Below are 16,041 nucleotides of genomic sequence, written 5' to 3'. Positions count from 1 at the left end.
GCCCTGCTTCTGGGTTCGGCGCGCTGATGACCTGGCCGACAAATGCAAGCTGCTGGCCAAGCGCCGGAGCCGTCATGCGGCTCCGGCAGCAAGCGACCGTCGGCTGCGCACCGCACTGCTGCCCCGGCGCGAGCGTTACGGCGAGCCACGCCCAGAGGCTGGCCTTGATAGCCAGCCACATCAAACCGCCGTGTTGAGACCGCGCAAATCTTGACATTCTGGGCGAAGGCACGATCTTCGATAGCGAGGGGTTCTCTTAGTCGGCTCAGCCGAAATCCGTGTGTCCGATGCCAAGTATCAAAAGCCACGTCGTTTCCTTCGTGCTCAGGTATAGCCGCAAGAAAGCCTTCTCCAGCCCGGAAAACCTGCAGCGCTGGATTGCCTATGCGCGCAAGACGGAGAACCATCAGCCGCCCGCATCGCTGCGGTCGCGTTTCGAGATCGCGACGCGCAGCGTGGACGGCTTTCCCGTCTACGAGATCGCTCCCAAGGCCGGTGAGCGAAAGCGGATCCTCTACCTGCATGGCGGCGCCTATGTCTTTCAAATCACGTCCTATCACTGGGGATTGATCGCCGACATGGCCGACCGGCTGGGTTTCGGCATCACGGTGCCGATCTATCCCATTGCTCCCGAACACGATTTCCACGCCATGTTCGGCATGGTCGGCAAGGTCTACCGTCAGATGCTCGACGAAACGGAAGCGCAGGACATCGTCTTCATGGGCGATTCCGCCGGCGGCAACATGGCCGTGGTGCTGACCATGATGGCCGCGGAAGCCTTCCTGCCCTTGCCGTCGCGGCATGTGCTGATTTCGCCCGGCCTCGACGTGTCGCTCGCCAACCCCGAAGTGTTCGAGGCAGAACGCTACGACCCCTGGTTGGGAATTCCTGGCGGGCTGGAGGCGGTCCGGCTCTACAGTGCCGGCATAGATCCCAGCGACTGGCGCATCAGTCCGCTTTACGGTGACCTCTCTGTGTTGCCGAAAACGCTGCTTCTGACCGGTTCGCGCGACATGCTGACCCCCGACAATCTGATCTTCGCGAAAAAGGCGCGTGCCGCCGGTGTGGAGATAGAGGTCGTGCACGAGCCAGGCATGTTCCACGTCTGGCCGCTGATCGACATGCCAGAAGCTCGGCGCGCGCGGGACAGCATCGTGAGGTTTTTAACCAGCGACACCGAAAGCTATCACGCCAAAGCCGGCGAATTGGCGCTGCAAAGGACAGATCGCAGCGTCACCGCTCACAACCTGGCTACGCCGTTGCGATCCTGAATCAAAATTTCCCGGTTTCCCTGAACACTTCGAAGGTCGCGCGGATATGGTCGGCGACCGCCTTCACCGGCGCGCTGGCGTCCGGCGCCACGACCATGGCCAGATTGTAGGTGCCGATATCGGGCATGCCGTCCTTCGGGCAAAGCTCGACCATGTCGCTGCCGAGGAACGATTTCGGCAGCGGCGCCACCGCGAGGTCGGACATGATTGCGGCGCGCTGGCCGGCCGTATGCGCGCTCATATAGGCCACGCGATAGTTGCGGCCTTCGCGGCCGAGCGCTTCGAGCGCCCCGGCCCGCCAAGCACAGCCCTCTTCCCACAATGACACCGGCAGCGGTTCGCGCAGATGCGCGCAGCCGCCCTTGGCGCCGGCCCAGACGATCGGTTCGGTGAGCAGCACTTCGGCGCCGAGCGCGCTGGTCTTATAGGAATTGGTGAGCAGCGTGATGTCGAGCGCCCGGTCGTCCATGCGCCGGCGCAGATTACTGCTCTGGTCGATGGTGACATCGACTGCGATAGAGGGATGCGACTGCGCAAAACGCTTCAAGACATGTGGCAGCACGCGCTCGCCATAATCATCCGGCGAGCCGAGCCGCACCACCCCGACAATGTCGGGGATGATGAATTTCGACACCACCTCGCGGTTGATCGACAACAGCCGGCGGGCGTAGCCGAGCAGCATCTCGCCATCCGTGGTCAGCGTCACCGAGCGCGCGTCGCGCGCAAACACGGAGCGGCCGAGAATGTCCTCAAGTTTCTTGATCTGCATGGAGACGGCCGACGGCGTGCGAAAGACGGCATTGGCCGCGGTTGTAAAACTGCCGGTCTCGGCGATTGCCACGAAGGTGCGCAAGACGTCGAGATCAAGCAGCGGCAACGGATGATTGAGTGGGGCGTTCATGGGAAGCAGCCTTCAATTTTTCTGATGCAAACTATCATTCCATTTCGTTTGATTGAACATCACTTTGATGGGATAGTCAACTCCATCGAAGGCGGATGTATCGAAAGCGTCCTTGAACGCCCACGACATCGATCTGCAATCGATACGAAATGAAGCTGAAACAAAGTAGCGCTTCGTATGCCGAGCAATCGGCAAGCTCCCGACCAATGCAAAGGAGAATGAAAATGTCCATCCTATCATCCATCGGCCGCATCGCGACCGAATTCAGCGCGGCTCGCGCCCGCTACCAGACTGAACGCGCCATCCGCTCTCTGCCGATCGAACTGCAGAAGGATATCGGCTGGCCTGAAGCCGCCGACACCAAGACCGGCACTCGCTATGGCGTTGGATCCTGGGCTGGCGGAGCAAAATAAATCGTGTGTATTCAAAGCTGACGGCCTGTCGCGCAGATCATGCCCGGCAGGCCTTTTTGTTTGCAGTCAAATGTTTTTTGAAGCCATGTCGCCGCTGCATAGCGCATATGAACGGGCTGCATAACAGTTCACATTTCGAACTAACGCCTTGTAAGTGATCATAAATATTGGGCGGAATGCCCAAAGTTGTCGCATTCCGTGTCGCTTTTCATATCAAGTGCTTCGCTTTTGCGATTTAGTTTCCCCTCACGTAAGCCTATATCAGCGCCAGCCAACGAGCTGCCCCACTCCATCAAGCGAAGGCGACCCGTCTGAGCAACCGAATGGAGATGATGATGAAGCTTTTTGCCCGCCTTTTTTCTCGCCGTGAAATGAACCTGACGACCGCGCTCGAGCGCCAGCGCCTTGCCAACACCATGCCCGGCCAGACCGGCGCCGTGGCCGCCGCGCGCCTCGGCTTCGTCGCCTGATCTGACAAGCTCGCAAGCGGCGCTACCTGCTGCTGCTTCGAAGTTGATCACAGCGCCGCTTCGGTTCTGCCGAGGCGGCGTGTTTTGTAAGTGCCGACCACATGCCGCATATTTGCTCAAACCGGCGGCATGTTGGGACCGTCAACGCATAGCGATTGCCCATTTGCGACCCATGTCGCAAATAAAGTCTGTCTGCCGCCGCATAGCCAATTGACAGGAAAGGTTTTTCCTGATGTCGCTATGCTGATCGCGACATCCTGTTCGCGCCATTGCAGCGTGAGGGTTACCCTGTGAACGTCGTAAATCATCCGATCAGGCGGTCGTTTGTATTCTTCCTGGTCCCCGATTTCACCATGATCGCCTTTGCAACGGCGCTCGATCCGTTGCGCTCGGCCAACCGGATGCTCGGCTACGAGGCCTATCGTTGGCGGCTCGCCAGCATCGACGGCAAGCCGGTGCGCGCCTCGAACGGCGTCGAATGCGCCGTCGACACCTCGCTGGAGGACGAACGCAAGAAGATGTCCGGCCCCGAACGGCCGAACATGGCGGTCGTTTGCAGCGGCATCAATGTCGAGCGCTACCAGAACAGATCGGCCTTCGCCTGGCTGCGCGAGGAATACAACCGCGGCGTCGCCATCGGCGGCTTGTGCACTGGCGCACATATACTGGCCGCCGCCGGCCTGTTGTCCAACAAGCGCTGCGCCATTCATTGGGAGAACCTGCCGGGTTTTTCCGAGGCGTTCCCGAAGGCCAATGTCTTTGCCGACCTCTTCGAGATCGACCAGAACATCTACACCTGCGCCGGCGGCACCGCGGCGCTCGACATGATGCTGAAGCTGATCGGCGACGATTTCGACGACAACCTCGTCAACCGGGTCTGCGAGCAGGTTTTGACCGACCGCGTACGCAGCCCGACCGATCGCCAGCGCCTGCCGCTGCGTGCGCGCCTTGGCGTGCAGAACTCCAAAGTGCTGACCATCATCGAATTGATGGAAGCAAACCTGTCCGAGCCGCTGTCGCTGATCGAGATTGCCGATCATGTCGACTTGTCGCGCCGCCAGATCGAGCGCCTGTTCCGCACCGAAATGGGACGATCCCCTGCCCGCTACTATCTGGAAATCCGCCTCGACCGGGCCCGGCACTTGCTGATCCAATCATCGATGCCGGTGGTCGAAGTGGCGGTTGCTTGCGGGTTCGTCTCCGCCTCGCATTTCTCCAAATGCTACCGCGAGCTCTATGCGCGCTCGCCGCAGCAGGAGCGCGTCGATCGCAAGCAGTTGCTGGCCGCGTAAAAAAGGCAACACCTGGATGGTGTAGAGGCCATTGCCTCCCGGAGAGGAGTGCTCGCCAAGTCTAGAACGTCCGATGCTCTAGCGGCTGTCGAACATCCAGCTTCGGTCGCGCCACATTTTCTCGCCGACCTGACAGTCGGTGGCCGGCTTGTCTTGCGCCAGCACCACCGGCGGATGCGCCGCTTGGTCCGCCGCCCATTGCGGTGAGGCAGGCCCGGCAAGCTCCAGCACCAGCTTGCGGCGGATCGCTTCGGGAAACTGCGTCCACTCATTGACCGGGATCATGAACGCTCCGGGCCCACCGATGACGCAGTCGGTGTAATAGCGGTCGAGATAGTTGACGTCGTAGACGCTGGTGAAGCCGCTCCGGGTCATCAGCGGCAGGCCGTTGATGGTGATGCCTTGCTTGACCAGCTCGTCACGGATGATGTCGACGGGAGCACCTTGATTGTTGGGACCATCGCCTGAAATGTCGATGACGCGCTTGACGCCCTGAAAGCCGCTTTCGGCGAAGAGATCGCTGCCGAATTGCAAGGCACCGGAAATCGAGGTGCGCCGTGCGCTGTTGGGCGCATGGGCGGCGAGTTGTTCGACCACCCGCTCGGCGTCGGCACGATTGGCGATCACCGTCCACGGCACAATGACGTGCTGCCAGGTCGTGCCGGCCCATTCGACATAGGTGACGGCAATCTTGCCATAGGCGCCATCGGCTATCGCCTGCAGTACCGTGTCGTGCGTCAGCGCCGCGACATAGCCTTTGCGCTGGATCTCGAGTTCGGCCGGCGACATCGACAGCGAAACGTCGACCGCCAGCACCAGTTCGATATCGACGGGCTCGGCGGCGCGGGATTCCGGCGCCAGCCCCAGCATCAGCGCCAGTGCAGCGGCGCCTGAAAGGAGATGTCTTGCGTGGGGAAAAGCAGACATGCCGCAAGGTAAGCGAGAATCGTCGTGTCACAAAGCGAAAAGCCCGGCGCTGGGCTAAGTCTTTGCGTTCACATTTTTGCGAGTCCCGCCCTCACCTTCCATAGCGGGAAGGATCAACCAACGCTCAGCTGCGTGGATTGAGGTTCTCCGGATCGTAGAGCGGTCTGTAACCGACGGCGGCCACTTCGACCGGGTATGTCTCGCCGAAATATTCGACGTTCAGCTTGCGGCCCTCCTGGCAATATCCCCAAGGCAGGTAGGCGAGCGCGATGTTCTTGCCGACGGTCGGGCCATAGGCGATCGAGGTCGTGAAGGATCGACGGCCGAGTTCGTCGACCAGCGTCTCACCCGTTTCCGGGTCCATCACCGGCATCGTGCCGACGGGATAACGGGCAACGCCCCTGGAATCGACATTGTCCGTCATGACGAGCGTGCAAAGCATCGCCGGCTGGTGTGCGCGGGCGCGATACTCCAGATGCTTTGCCTTGCCGCTGAAGTCAGCCTCCTTGACCTTCGGACGGGCAAGATCGGCCTCCAGCAGATTGTACTCGGTCAAAAGATCCGCGTTCTGCAGGCGCAGGCTCTTCTCCATGCGGCGGCTGTTGGCATAGGTCTCGACGCCAAAAGCCATCACGCCGGTCGAACGCAACGCGTCCCATACGGCCAGCCCGTCTTCATATCGCATGTGCAGTTCCCAGCCCTGCTCGCCGACATAGGAGATGCGGAAAGCGGTCACGTCCTTGCCGGCGATCCTGACAGGCTTGATCGCCGCAAAGGCAAAGTTCTCCGGCGTCAGCCCGTCCGGGTCCTCGACGACCTTCTGCAAGGTCGAGCGCGCATTCGGACCCCAGATGCCGACGGTCACGTAGTTCTCGGTCACATCGGTGATGGTGACGTCAAAACCTTTGTCCTGCGCGGTGCGCCGCATGTACTGGAAGTCGCGCGGGCCGGCATCCGCACCGTCGATCACCCGGCAGCGGTCGGCCATGCGGATGACCGTAAAGTCGGCGCGCACCATGCCTTCCTCGTCGAGGAAGTGGGTGTAGATGCCTTTGCCAATGTTGTTGTCGCCGCCGATCTTTGCCGCGCACAGCCATTCCAGCAGCGCGACATGGTCCGGACCTTCGACGTCGTACATCGAGAAATGCGATAGGTTGACGATGCCGCAATCCTCGCTCATCGCGAGATGCTCGGCATTGGAGACGCGCCAAAAATGGCGGTTGTCCCACTCGTTTTCGCGCACCGGCACACGGTTGCCGTATTTCTCCAGGAGATGCTCATTGGCGGCATAGCCATGCGCACGCTCCCAGCCGCCCAGCTCCATGAAGTAGCCGCCGAGTTCCTTTTCGCGCTCCCAAAATGGCGAGCGCCTGATGTTGCGGCCCTTGGAGAAGGGTTCGCGCGGGTGCACCGCCGGATTATAGACCTTCATCGCCGTTTCGGTGCAGCGGTCCCAGATGAACTGCTCTTGCGTCTGGTGCGGATAGAAGCGCGAATAGTCGATGGCGTGGTGGTCGATCGACGTCCGGCCGTCCGTCATCCAGTCGGCGATAAGCTTGCCCATGCCGGGGCCGTCCTTGACCCAGATGGCGACTGCATACCACAGGCCCCGCACCTTCTGGCTTTCGCCCATGGATGGGCCGCCATCCGCCGTCACCTGCAGCAGGCCGTTAAAGGAATGGCTTTCATTGTAGCCGAGTTCGCCGAGGATCGGCGTCAGTTCCATGGCGCGCTCGAGCGGCGCCAGGATCTGCTCCATGTCGAGGTCGCGCTGCGAGGGCGAAAGCCGCGCCTGATCCTTCTCCAGGAGGTCGCGCGGATGGCAAAGGCGCGGATTGGTCTCTTCGTAATAGCCCCATTCGATCTGCCCGCCCTCGGCGGTTTTGGGATCGCCGGTGTCGCGCATGTAAGCCGAGTTGCCCTGGTCGCGCAGCAGCGGCCAGCCGATCTCCTTGCCGGTGCCGGCGAACTCGGTATAGGGCCCGAAGAAGGTGAGCGGATGGTCGATCGGCATCACCGGCAGGTCCTCGCCCACCATTTCCGCGATCAACCGGCCCCAGATACCCGCGCAAACAATCACATAATCGGCTTCGATGGTGCCGCGATCGGTCACCACGCCCTTGATGCGCCCATTCTCGACGATAAGCGACCTGGCCGGCGTGTTGGCGAAGGATTTGAGCTTGCCGGAGCTTTCCGCCTGGTCGACCAGCTTGCCGGCGACCGTTTGCGAGCGCGGGATGACGAGACCGGCATCGGGATCCCAGAGGCCGCCCTGCACCATCTCTTCTTCTATCAGCGGGAACTTCTGCTTGATCTCGGCAGGATCGATCAGGCGGGCACGCGTGCCGAAAGCCTTTGCCGAGGCGATCTTGCGCTTGATCTCCTCCATGCGGGCGTCGTCACCGACGCGGGCGATTTCGAGACCGCCGATGCGGGCGTAATGGCCCATCTTCTCGTAGAAATCGATGGAGTAGAGCGTCGTCCAGCAGGACAGGAAGTCATGGCTGGTCGTATAGCAGAAGTCGGAGGCGTGCGCTGTCGAACCGATGTCGGTCGGGATGCCTGATTTGTCGATGCCGACGATGTCGTCCCAGCCGCGCTCGATCAGGTGATGGGCGACCGATGCGCCGACAATACCGCCCAGCCCGACGATGACGACCTTCGCCTTTTCCGGAAACCCTGCCATTGCCCGCGACTCCAAAAGTGCTGTTTGCAGGCGCCGGCGCCCGCTTGACCGGCGCACAATATGCAGGCGAGGGCCATCGTGCTACCGCCTGTTTGCGACACGCCGCAAGTGCGGCGCGACCCCGGGGCACAACGCCGAAAAATCGGAATCGATTTTCGTTGGCATCATGCGCAGAAAGAAGGTCTATGGCGTCCTTTGCGCATCCAAAAGGACGCGTGGCACCGCAGTTCAGACCAGCTGCCTCAAGGGAAAACGATGCGCGCCAGGCTGGAGACGGAACTCATGGTTTATCGACTGGAACGACGTGCAACACTGCGGCGCGATGTCCTTTGATGCTCGCCCAAAGCGCCATGAAGGGGCCGGCGAGCAGCAGGAACGGCGGGATCAGATTGGGAAAGTAGATGCGGGTGTCGTGGATCGGGAAGACGGTGAACTTCGCCAGCACCCCGAGCACCAGCGCCGCAAACAGGATGCCGGCGCGACGGTCGAGCTTGAATCCGGCGCGGCTCGCCACATACCACCCCGCCAGCGCCAGAACCGAGACGCCGACCCAGCTGTTCAGGCTGACGGCGCGGACCAGCGAGGCGGCAACGGCCCGGAGATAGGCGACAGCCGAGAACGGCGGATCGAAGCCGTCCATATTGTAGTGCTGCTCGATGCTGGAGAACCACAGATGTGGCCACCAGCCGGGATGCTGCGCCCAATGCGAGATGGCGAAATAGGCGACCAAGGAGGCGGCAAAGCCGGCCAGCGCGCCCCACGCCTTCTGTCGGAAGGCGACCAGCAACACGGCGAAGATGGCAAGAAAGACGATGTTGTCGGGCCGCGCCATGAAGGCGAGAAAGAGCAGGATCGCCGCCGCCACTTCGCGACCGCGCACATACGCAAAAAGCCCGCCGAGGAACAGGGCCGAGCACAGCAGATCCGGCGTCGCAGCCCGCGCCGCGTCGCCGAATTCGGCTATCATCAGCACCGCGCCGACGACCGGCGCCAGCGCCAGTGCGCCTTCGGACCGCAGCCAGAGCAGCGCGATCGCACCGAACAGCAGCACCGACAATACCTGTAACAGCCGCATCGCCTCGACTGGCGACACCACGGAGCTCATCGTCGAAAGGATCTCGGCGTAGAGGAACTTGACCCGGTACATGCCGAGCAGCGAATGGAAATCGGCGGCATTCCCGGCCATATGACTGCGAAAGCCGCCGCCATCATCCGTCAGTGCCTTGTAGTCGCCCGCCGAGACGCCGTCCCTAACCGTGCCATAGGCATAGTCGTGCAGCGCCTGCACATCGCGATAGGTGCCCTCCTCGGCGATCGCGAGGTAGGGCAGCATGTCCCAATTGGCGTCGGGGATGGACCATGTCGTCACGGCGATCAACAGGATGTAAAGCGCGAAGGCCGCCGCCCCGACCGGTGCGGCAAGGCGCGCATAAGTGCCCTCGCCCCATGCCAGGCCGGCCTCGGTGAGCTGGTCGAGCAGGTTTGTCGAAACGGGAGATTTGGTCAGCATGGTTTCGCTCGGCGGACCTCGCTAGCGGACCTGGCTTTTGACGAAATCCTTCACGATCGATACGATGCCGCGCGACAACAGGCTGTCGAGCGCCTCGACAAAGCGGTCGACATGTTCGCGCTGGCAGATCAGCGGCGGTTCGAGACGGATGACGTTGCGGTTGTATTCGGTGAAGGCGACGAGCACGTCGTAGTCGCGCAGCAGCAGCGCTCCGACGAAGCCGGACAAGGATCCCTTCAGCTTCTCGTCAAGCACGCTGACCACGGGCCGCAGCACCATCGGCAGGGTCTGCGAAAAATCGTGGAATTCCAGCCCGACCATCAGGCCCTTGCCGCGGACCTCCTTGATGATCTTCGGGTATTTTTCCCTCAACGCCTGCAGGCGTTGCAGGAGATAGTCGCCGGTCACGGCGGCGTTGTCGATCAGCCCCTCGTCGTAAAGCACGTTGAGCGCCTCGATCGAGGTGACGCAGGCCTCGCCCATGCCGCCGAAGGTGGCCATGGCGTGGATCATCGCCGTCTTCGATGTGCCATAGGCCTTCATGTAGATCTCGCGCCTTGCGATCATCGCGCCGACCGCGGCCTTGCCGCCGCCGAGCGATTTTGCCAGCGCCGTCACATCAGGAACGACGCCGTAATGCTCGAAGGTATAGAATCGGCCGGAGCGGCCATAGCCGCACTGCACTTCATCGGCGACCCACAGCACACCGTACTGGTCGCATAGCGCACGCAGCTTCTGCCAGTATTCGGCAGGCGCCTGGATGATGCCGCCACCACCCTGGATGGTTTCCAGCACGATCACGCCGATCTCCGGGTCCGAGCGGAAGGTGCGCTCGACCGCTTCGATGTCGGCGAACGGGATGCGCACGACATTGTCGGCCACCTTGAAGTCGGCGCGGTAAAGCGAGCCGTCGGTGATCGCCAGCACGCCTTTGGTCTTGCCGTGGAAGGAATTCTCGGCATAGACGACTTTCGGCCGCTTCGGGCCCGCGGCGCGTTCGGCGAGCTTCACTGCCGCCTCCATGGCTTCCGAGCCGGACGAGCCCAAAAACACCATGTCGAGATCGCCGGGCGAGCATTTGGCGAGATTGTGCGCCAGGGCGGCCGCATATTGCGACATGAAGGCGATGGCGATCTCTTGCCGCTTCTCCTCCTGGAATTTCTTGCGCGCTTCGAGAAGGCGCGGATGGTTGTGGCCGAAGGCCAGCGAACCGAAGCCGCCGAAGAAATCGAGGATCCTGCGGCCGTTCTGATCGATGTAGAACATGCCTTCGGCGCGCTCGATCTTGATCTTGTGGAAGCCGAGCAGCTTCATGAAATGCAGCTGGCCGGGGTTGAGATGCGCCTTGAACAGGTCGGTCATGCGCGCTACGTCCATCGCCTTGGCCTGCTCGACGCTGATCAAATCGGGCTTAGCGGTGGTGGCGGGCGAAAGCGCCGGCGCGCTGACCGTAGCGCGCGCAGTCGTGTGGTCCGGCTTGGTCATGACGGTCATCTCAAGAGTCTCCTGCTGGCCCATCACTCGGCGGGCACACTTTTGACGGCGACGGCATGGCCGTCTTTCTTGGCGCGATATTCGCTATAGGCGGCGATCAGCATGTCCTCGTCACGATATTGCGGCACCCAGCCGAGCTGGCGTTCGGCCTTGGACACGTCGAGCACGCAGTCCTCGTCGGCGATCAGATACTGCTCCGGATCCATGATCGGCATGTTCAAGAGATCGAGCAGGTCGAGCGTGCGCTTGACTGCCCAGCCCGGTGTCGGAATCAGGATCGACTTCGACCCGGCATGCCGGATCAGATCGCCGAGCAGTTTCCTGACCGGCGGCGGGTTGAGCGAACCGAGATTATAGGCTTCATCAGGCACGCCGGCTCTCCAGGCGGCGCGCGCTGCCTCGGCGCAGTCGAACACCGAGATGAACTGATACGGGTTCTTGCCCGAGCCGATCATCGGCACCGGAAGGTTCCAGTCGATCAGCTTGAACAGTTTCTCGAGGATGCCGAGGCGGCCGGGACCGATGATCAGGCGCGGCCGAAACAGCGAGATCGACATGCCGCGCTTGCGCCATTCGGCGGCCAGTTCCTCGGTCTTCTGCTTCGACCAGCCATATTCGCCGAGCGGCGCGACCGGATGTTCCTCGGTCATCGGTTGCGTGACCGTATGGCCATAGATCATGTCGGTCGTGTAATGGACGAGCTTGGGCGCGCCGGCTCTGTCCATCGCCGTTATGATGTGCTCGGTGCCGTGGAAATTCACCGGGAAGAAGAACTGGTGGCGCTTGGCGCGCACCTGGATCGGCGACAGCATTTTCGCCGACAGATTATAGACCATGTCGTCGGCCTTCAGCCCGACCGAAGCGACCGAGGCCGGATCGGTGACGTCGCACCTGACATATCGGACCGAACGGTAATGCGGCAGGTCGCTCTTGGCGATGTCGGCGACGACCACCTCCTCGCCGTCGGCCAGAAGTTTCGGGGCAAGGTGGCGGCCGACGAAACCGTCGCCGCCAAAGATCACATGTCTCATCGAACGATCCCGCTGGTGTGAATCCTGTCGGGGGAAAGGCCAGCCGTCTCGTCCTCGTGCTCTCGACCGCCCAAGTCCCGGCCACTTTGGGCGATCAGCACCGTGCCGACGCAGATGAAGGCGATGCCGGCGATGCGCCAGGCATTGAGGTCTTCGCGGAAGATGAAATAGGCGAAGATCGCAACGGCGACATAGGCGAGGCTGAGGAACGGATAGGCGAAGCTGAGCTCGACCTTGGACAGCACATAGAGGTGCGAAGCCATCGAGATGACGAAGGTGCACAGGCCGAAGAAAACCCACGTGCTGAAGACAATCTGCAACAGCTTCAGCAACGGATTGGTGCCCTCGAAGGAGATCGTACCGAGTGACATCATGCCCTGCTTCAGCATCAGCTGCGCAGCGGCGTTGGTCGTGACCGTGAACAGAATGAAGACGATGTATTTCATGTTTCTTCCGCCAGCCTTTCAGCCGTTCTATTACAAACCTGCAAACGTTTCGTGAAGCACAAAACGTTTTAAGCAAATCTTGGCCTTATCGACCCGTTAATCACGAACTATTCTAATTTTATCTATTCTGCGGCTTCAACGGTTTCGCGCCGAGCCTCGAGTTTTTTCGCCGTTCGCGCCCAGAAACTCGACATGAAGGCGGGATCGCGGATCGCTTCTAGGCGTAGCCATTGCGGAAAAGATGCGGCGAAAATGTCGGCGCCCATGCGGGCGTCCTTGTAGGGATTGACCGCGCCACCGGCCTCGACCGTGATGTGGTCGAGTTCCTTCAGCAGCGCCAGCGTCCCCCGGCCACGGTTGGAAAAATCCAGCGTCAGCGTGAAACCCGGTCGCGGGAACGACAGCAGTGCCGGCGAGCGGATCGAGCCGAAGCGCTTCAGGACCGTCAGGAACGAGCCCTGCCCCGCCCGTTTTGCCGCCGCAAGCAGCGCCGGCACCGCTCGGCCCGCGACGTCTTCCGGCACCACGCTCTGGTGCTGGAAAAGCCCGTTCGGTCCGTAGAGCCGGTTCCAGTTGCCAACGCCGTCGAGCGGAAAGAAAAAACCCTGGAAGCCGACCTGGCGCGGCGCGGTAGACCTGCCTTTCCTCCACCGGTAGGCGGCATTGAAGGCAGTCAGGAACGGCCGGTTGAGCACGTTGAACGGCGGCTGGAACGGCACCGAAAGGTTGCTGCCGGCACGAAAGGGCACATGGGAGCCATGCTCGGCATGATTGCCGGTAAACAGCAGCCCGCGCCCACGGCGGTGGCCGCCGGCAAGCTGGTCGATCCATGCGACGACGTATTCGTTGGCTTGGTCGGCCGCTTCGGCAAGCTCGAAGAATTCGCCGAGGTCGCGGAACGGCGTCGCCGTCTCGACGATGTCGAGGGATGGCACCCGCATCAGCCGGATCGATGCGGACAGGATCAGTCCGGTCAGCCCCATGCCGCCGATCGTCGCCGCAAACAGGCGTGCATTGTCGGTGGCCGAGCAGTAATGGGGCCGTCCATCCGATTTGAGCAGCGTGAACGATTCGACGTGGCAGCCGAAGGTGCCGCGCCGGTGATGATTCTTGCCGTGAACGTCATTGGCGATGGCGCCGCCGAGCGTGACGACCTGCGTGCCTGGAACGACGGCCGGAAAGAAGCCGTATGGCGCTGCATGGGCGATGATGTCGGACAGAAGCACGCCGGCCTCGGCCTCGATCACGCCGGTCTCGGCATTGAAGGCGCGAATCCTGTTCAGCGGCCGCATGTCAACGACCATGCCGGCCTGGTTCTGGCAGGAATCGCCGTAGGAGCGGCCGTTGCCGTAGGCGAGCAAGGCATTTCTTGCCGCCTTGCCACTCTTCAGCAGCGCAACAGCGTCGTCCGCCGGGATCACATCGAGTGCCGGCGGCGTGGCAAGACCGAAGCTCTGGAACCGCTGCTTCGCCACGCCTACCAGCCTCCGGCGACCAGAAACACAGCGCCGATGAGCACGACGATCTGGCTGCGCCAGTCGCGGATGATGAAGACGACCGGATCGTCATGCATCTCGTCGCGGCGGGCGAGAATCCAGACGCGGATGGTCAGGTACAGGACGATCGGCGCCAAGGGCCAGACCAGCCACGGGTGGGGATAGAGTTCGCGCACCGCAACGCTGTCCATATAGAGCGCCAGCACCAGCGCCGAGGAAAAGGCCGAGGCCATGCCCGCCTGGGCGACGATCTCCTGGTCTTCGATGCGGTAGCCGCGGCCGGCAATGCGTTCGCCGGCCGGAATGGCGGTCGCGCGTAGCTCGACAAAGCGCTTTACCAGCGCCAGCGACAGGAAAAAGAAGATCGAGAAGGCCAGCAGCCAGAACGAGACGTCGACGCCGGTCGCCGCGGCGCCCGCCAGAACGCGGATCGTGTAGAGTCCGGCCAACGTCAGCACGTCGATCAGGAGCATGCGCTTGAACGACAGCGAATAGGCGGTGGTGATGACTATGTAGCCGCCGAGCACGCCGAGGAATTCGATCGGCAGCAGAAGCCCTGCACCAACGCCCATTGCAAGCAGCACCATCATCGAACCGAGGCCGAACGGGATCGACAGCGCGCCGCTGGCGAATGGCCGGTTACGCTTGGTCAGGTGTTTGCGATCGAGCGCGAGATCAAAGAAATCGTTTAGGATGTAGATGGCGGAAGCGACTGCGCTGAACGATACGAATGCCAGCAGGCATTCCCAGACCATGTCGGCGTTGAAGTATTCGTGCGACAGTACCATCGGCACCGCGATCAGCGAGTTTTTCAGCCACTGATGAACGCGCAGCATTTTGACGATGGTTCTGAATGTCGGCTTCGGCGCTGGCATCAATTCGGCACCGTGGGCGGCCTGCCAGCGCGCTGCATCGCGGTCGGGCGCGACGACGATTGCCGCGCGCGCGGCGTCGAATACCCTAAGGTCGTGCCGGCTATTGCCGGCATAGTCGAAGCCGCCATCGCCATAGGCGGCGACAAGCGAGGCACGCTTTCTGCCTGAGGTCATGTTGTGAGGGCCGTCGGTCGCCAGGACGCGATCGAATATCCCGAGATGTGCGGCGATCGCCTCGGCGAATTTGCGCGGCGTGCCGGTCGCCAGCACGATCTGGCGGCCCTCGCCATGTTCAATGCGAAGGCGCTGAAGCAGCGCCTCGCGGTAAGGCAGCGATGCAGGGTCGATGTCGACGCGTCGAGCGATGGCCTGCTTCAACCGCGCCGGTCCGCCGGCAAGCCAGAACGGTACGAGGAAAATATAGAGCGGATTCTTCTTGAGAAGGATGAACAGCCCTTCCCACAACAGGTCCGTCGCGATCAGCGTGCCGTCGAGATCGACGGCAAGCGGAATTGCGTTCCTGTCCGACCGCGCGTCCATTTTTCGTTGCCCTGCCTGAAAGCGCATGACCCCGAAAACCGATTTTCGGAAAGGATCATGCGCCGATCAAAAATCCGCGCCGTGCTTCGGCGTCTTCGGCCCGATATAACGGGGAACAGCGCAGCGAACGTTAAAACGCCCAGCCTGGCCTGGTTTGCGTGACGGTATTTCGCCCTTCATCATTAAGTTTCGTTGACCCGAAACGATAAAAGGCCGGGCATTGCCCGGCCTTCGAAAAACAAGCCGTCAACGTTGCTTGACGCGCGTTACTTGATACGGGCGACACCACCCGAGATTTCGATCGTTTCCGAACCGGTCAGCGCCTCGAGGTCACCATTCGGCATGGTAACGAAACAGCCGGTCGGGCAGAATTCCGCGGTTTCGCCGGCGGCCAGCGCCAGCTCCGTCTTGCCACCGCCTTCGGTCACGACGAGTGTGCGGGTCTCGGCGTCCTTGTTGGTCGCACTGGCGCCGAAGGCTGAACCGCCCACGGCAAGAAAAGCGATGGCGGCGACGAGAGACTTCCACATTTGCAGTATCGGTGTTTCCACCGCCTCTGTTTGCATTTCGCAAGGCATTCTCGCCCTTTGCATGAGCTTATATGAGATGCAAGCTGAACGGCAACTGAATGCAGAAAACATGCCGCAATTGCTTCGCTGTGTCGAAAGCCGGTGTTACCTGAATATCAA

15 protein-coding genes are annotated in these 16,041 nt (G+C 61.7%); 4 read left to right on the top strand and 11 right to left on the bottom strand.

Annotation, left to right across the window (positions count from 1 at the left end; all coding sequences use genetic code 11):
• Positions 1-181 (bottom strand): hypothetical protein (locus tag EOA78_RS36620; RefSeq protein WP_206533536.1); only part of this gene is annotated, 181 nt, incomplete at its 3' end.
• Positions 182-287: 106 nt separating this feature from the next.
• Here EOA78_RS36620 and EOA78_RS31085 point away from each other — a divergent pair.
• The gene (locus EOA78_RS31085; protein WP_127319090.1) at positions 288-1,271 is read left to right on the top strand and encodes an alpha/beta hydrolase; all 984 of its coding nucleotides are present in this window, start codon (positions 288-290) and stop codon (positions 1,269-1,271) included.
• Position 1,272: 1 nt separating this feature from the next.
• Here the strand turns inward: EOA78_RS31085 and EOA78_RS31080 are convergent, their stop codons facing one another.
• A complete protein-coding gene (locus tag EOA78_RS31080) occupies positions 1,273-2,172 on the bottom strand; it encodes a LysR substrate-binding domain-containing protein (RefSeq protein WP_029351948.1) in 900 nt (299 codons plus the stop codon).
• A 224-nt stretch (positions 2,173-2,396) separates the two neighbouring features.
• Between EOA78_RS31080 and EOA78_RS31075 the strand changes: the two genes are divergently transcribed.
• The 3 genes from EOA78_RS31075 (at position 2,397) to EOA78_RS31065 (ending at position 4,347) form a co-directional block, all read left to right on the top strand.
• Positions 2,397-2,585, top strand: coding sequence for a hypothetical protein (locus EOA78_RS31075; RefSeq protein ID WP_029351950.1), 189 nt, complete (start codon positions 2,397-2,399; stop codon positions 2,583-2,585).
• Between the two features lie 335 nt (positions 2,586-2,920).
• Positions 2,921-3,055, top strand: coding sequence for a hypothetical protein (locus EOA78_RS37800; protein WP_082982800.1), 135 nt, complete (start codon positions 2,921-2,923; stop codon positions 3,053-3,055).
• 353 nt (positions 3,056-3,408) lie between these two features.
• On the top strand, positions 3,409-4,347 hold the full coding sequence (locus tag EOA78_RS31065) for a GlxA family transcriptional regulator (protein ID WP_348628510.1): 939 nt from the start codon (positions 3,409-3,411) through the stop codon (positions 4,345-4,347).
• Between the two features lie 78 nt (positions 4,348-4,425).
• On the opposite strand, the gene EOA78_RS31060 is transcribed toward EOA78_RS31065, so the two are convergent.
• The 9 genes from EOA78_RS31060 to EOA78_RS31020 form a co-directional block, all read right to left on the bottom strand.
• The gene (locus tag EOA78_RS31060) at positions 4,426-5,274 is read right to left on the bottom strand and encodes a DUF1194 domain-containing protein (protein ID WP_127319086.1); all 849 of its coding nucleotides are present in this window, start codon (positions 5,272-5,274) and stop codon (positions 4,426-4,428) included.
• 124 nt (positions 5,275-5,398) lie between these two features.
• Positions 5,399-7,960, bottom strand: a complete 2,562-nt coding sequence (locus EOA78_RS31055; protein ID WP_127319084.1) for an FAD-dependent oxidoreductase — start codon at positions 7,958-7,960, stop codon at positions 5,399-5,401.
• A gap of 280 nt (positions 7,961-8,240) precedes the next feature.
• The gene (locus EOA78_RS31050) at positions 8,241-9,470 is read right to left on the bottom strand and encodes a hypothetical protein (RefSeq protein ID WP_127319082.1); all 1,230 of its coding nucleotides are present in this window, start codon (positions 9,468-9,470) and stop codon (positions 8,241-8,243) included.
• Positions 9,471-9,491: 21 nt separating this feature from the next.
• Entirely contained in the window at positions 9,492-10,964 is a 1,473-nt protein-coding gene (locus tag EOA78_RS31045) for an aspartate aminotransferase family protein (RefSeq protein ID WP_127319080.1), read from the bottom strand.
• Positions 10,965-10,987: 23 nt separating this feature from the next.
• Complete coding sequence (locus EOA78_RS31040; RefSeq protein ID WP_127319078.1) at positions 10,988-11,995, bottom strand: NAD(P)-dependent oxidoreductase; 1,008 nt, start codon at positions 11,993-11,995, stop codon at positions 10,988-10,990.
• Positions 11,992-12,441, bottom strand: a complete 450-nt coding sequence (locus EOA78_RS31035) for an EamA family transporter (RefSeq protein ID WP_127319076.1) — start codon at positions 12,439-12,441, stop codon at positions 11,992-11,994. Before EOA78_RS31035 ends, EOA78_RS31040 begins: the two co-directional genes overlap by 4 nt.
• A gap of 122 nt (positions 12,442-12,563) precedes the next feature.
• Entirely contained in the window at positions 12,564-13,916 is a 1,353-nt protein-coding gene (locus EOA78_RS31030; RefSeq protein WP_127319074.1) for an FAD-binding oxidoreductase, read from the bottom strand.
• Between the two features lie 2 nt (positions 13,917-13,918).
• The gene (locus EOA78_RS31025) at positions 13,919-15,352 is read right to left on the bottom strand and encodes a UbiA family prenyltransferase (RefSeq protein WP_127319072.1); all 1,434 of its coding nucleotides are present in this window, start codon (positions 15,350-15,352) and stop codon (positions 13,919-13,921) included.
• 266 nt (positions 15,353-15,618) lie between these two features.
• Positions 15,619-15,882: a hypothetical protein gene (locus EOA78_RS31020; protein WP_029351968.1), complete on the bottom strand. Its 264-nt coding sequence runs from the start codon at positions 15,880-15,882 to the stop codon at positions 15,619-15,621.
• Positions 15,883-16,041: the final 159 nt, after the last annotated feature.

This window comes from Mesorhizobium sp. M5C.F.Cr.IN.023.01.1.1, assembly GCF_003997585.1.
Lineage (GTDB): Bacteria > Pseudomonadota > Alphaproteobacteria > Rhizobiales > Rhizobiaceae > Mesorhizobium > Mesorhizobium wenxiniae.
This window is presented reverse-complemented; position numbering and strand designations above follow the sequence as displayed.

Coding starts and splice junctions, on each gene's coding strand:
- EOA78_RS31075 (WP_029351950.1), top strand. CDS start 2,397: ATGTCCATCCTATCATCCATCGGCCGCATCGCGACCGAATTCAGCGCG.
- EOA78_RS31050 (WP_127319082.1), bottom strand. CDS start 9,470: ATGCTGACCAAATCTCCCGTTTCGACAAACCTGCTCGACCAGCTCACC.
- EOA78_RS31020 (WP_029351968.1), bottom strand. CDS start 15,882: ATGTGGAAGTCTCTCGTCGCCGCCATCGCTTTTCTTGCCGTGGGCGGT.
- EOA78_RS31080 (WP_029351948.1), bottom strand. CDS start 2,172: ATGAACGCCCCACTCAATCATCCGTTGCCGCTGCTTGATCTCGACGTC.
- EOA78_RS31065 (WP_348628510.1), top strand. CDS start 3,409: ATGATCGCCTTTGCAACGGCGCTCGATCCGTTGCGCTCGGCCAACCGG.
- EOA78_RS31040 (WP_127319078.1), bottom strand. CDS start 11,995: ATGAGACATGTGATCTTTGGCGGCGACGGTTTCGTCGGCCGCCACCTT.
- EOA78_RS31060 (WP_127319086.1), bottom strand. CDS start 5,274: ATGTCTGCTTTTCCCCACGCAAGACATCTCCTTTCAGGCGCCGCTGCA.
- EOA78_RS31035 (WP_127319076.1), bottom strand. CDS start 12,441: ATGAAATACATCGTCTTCATTCTGTTCACGGTCACGACCAACGCCGCT.
- EOA78_RS31085 (WP_127319090.1), top strand. CDS start 288: ATGCCAAGTATCAAAAGCCACGTCGTTTCCTTCGTGCTCAGGTATAGC.
- EOA78_RS31045 (WP_127319080.1), bottom strand. CDS start 10,964: ATGACCGTCATGACCAAGCCGGACCACACGACTGCGCGCGCTACGGTC.
- EOA78_RS37800 (WP_082982800.1), top strand. CDS start 2,921: ATGAAGCTTTTTGCCCGCCTTTTTTCTCGCCGTGAAATGAACCTGACG.
- EOA78_RS31055 (WP_127319084.1), bottom strand. CDS start 7,960: ATGGCAGGGTTTCCGGAAAAGGCGAAGGTCGTCATCGTCGGGCTGGGC.
- EOA78_RS31025 (WP_127319072.1), bottom strand. CDS start 15,352: ATGGACGCGCGGTCGGACAGGAACGCAATTCCGCTTGCCGTCGATCTC.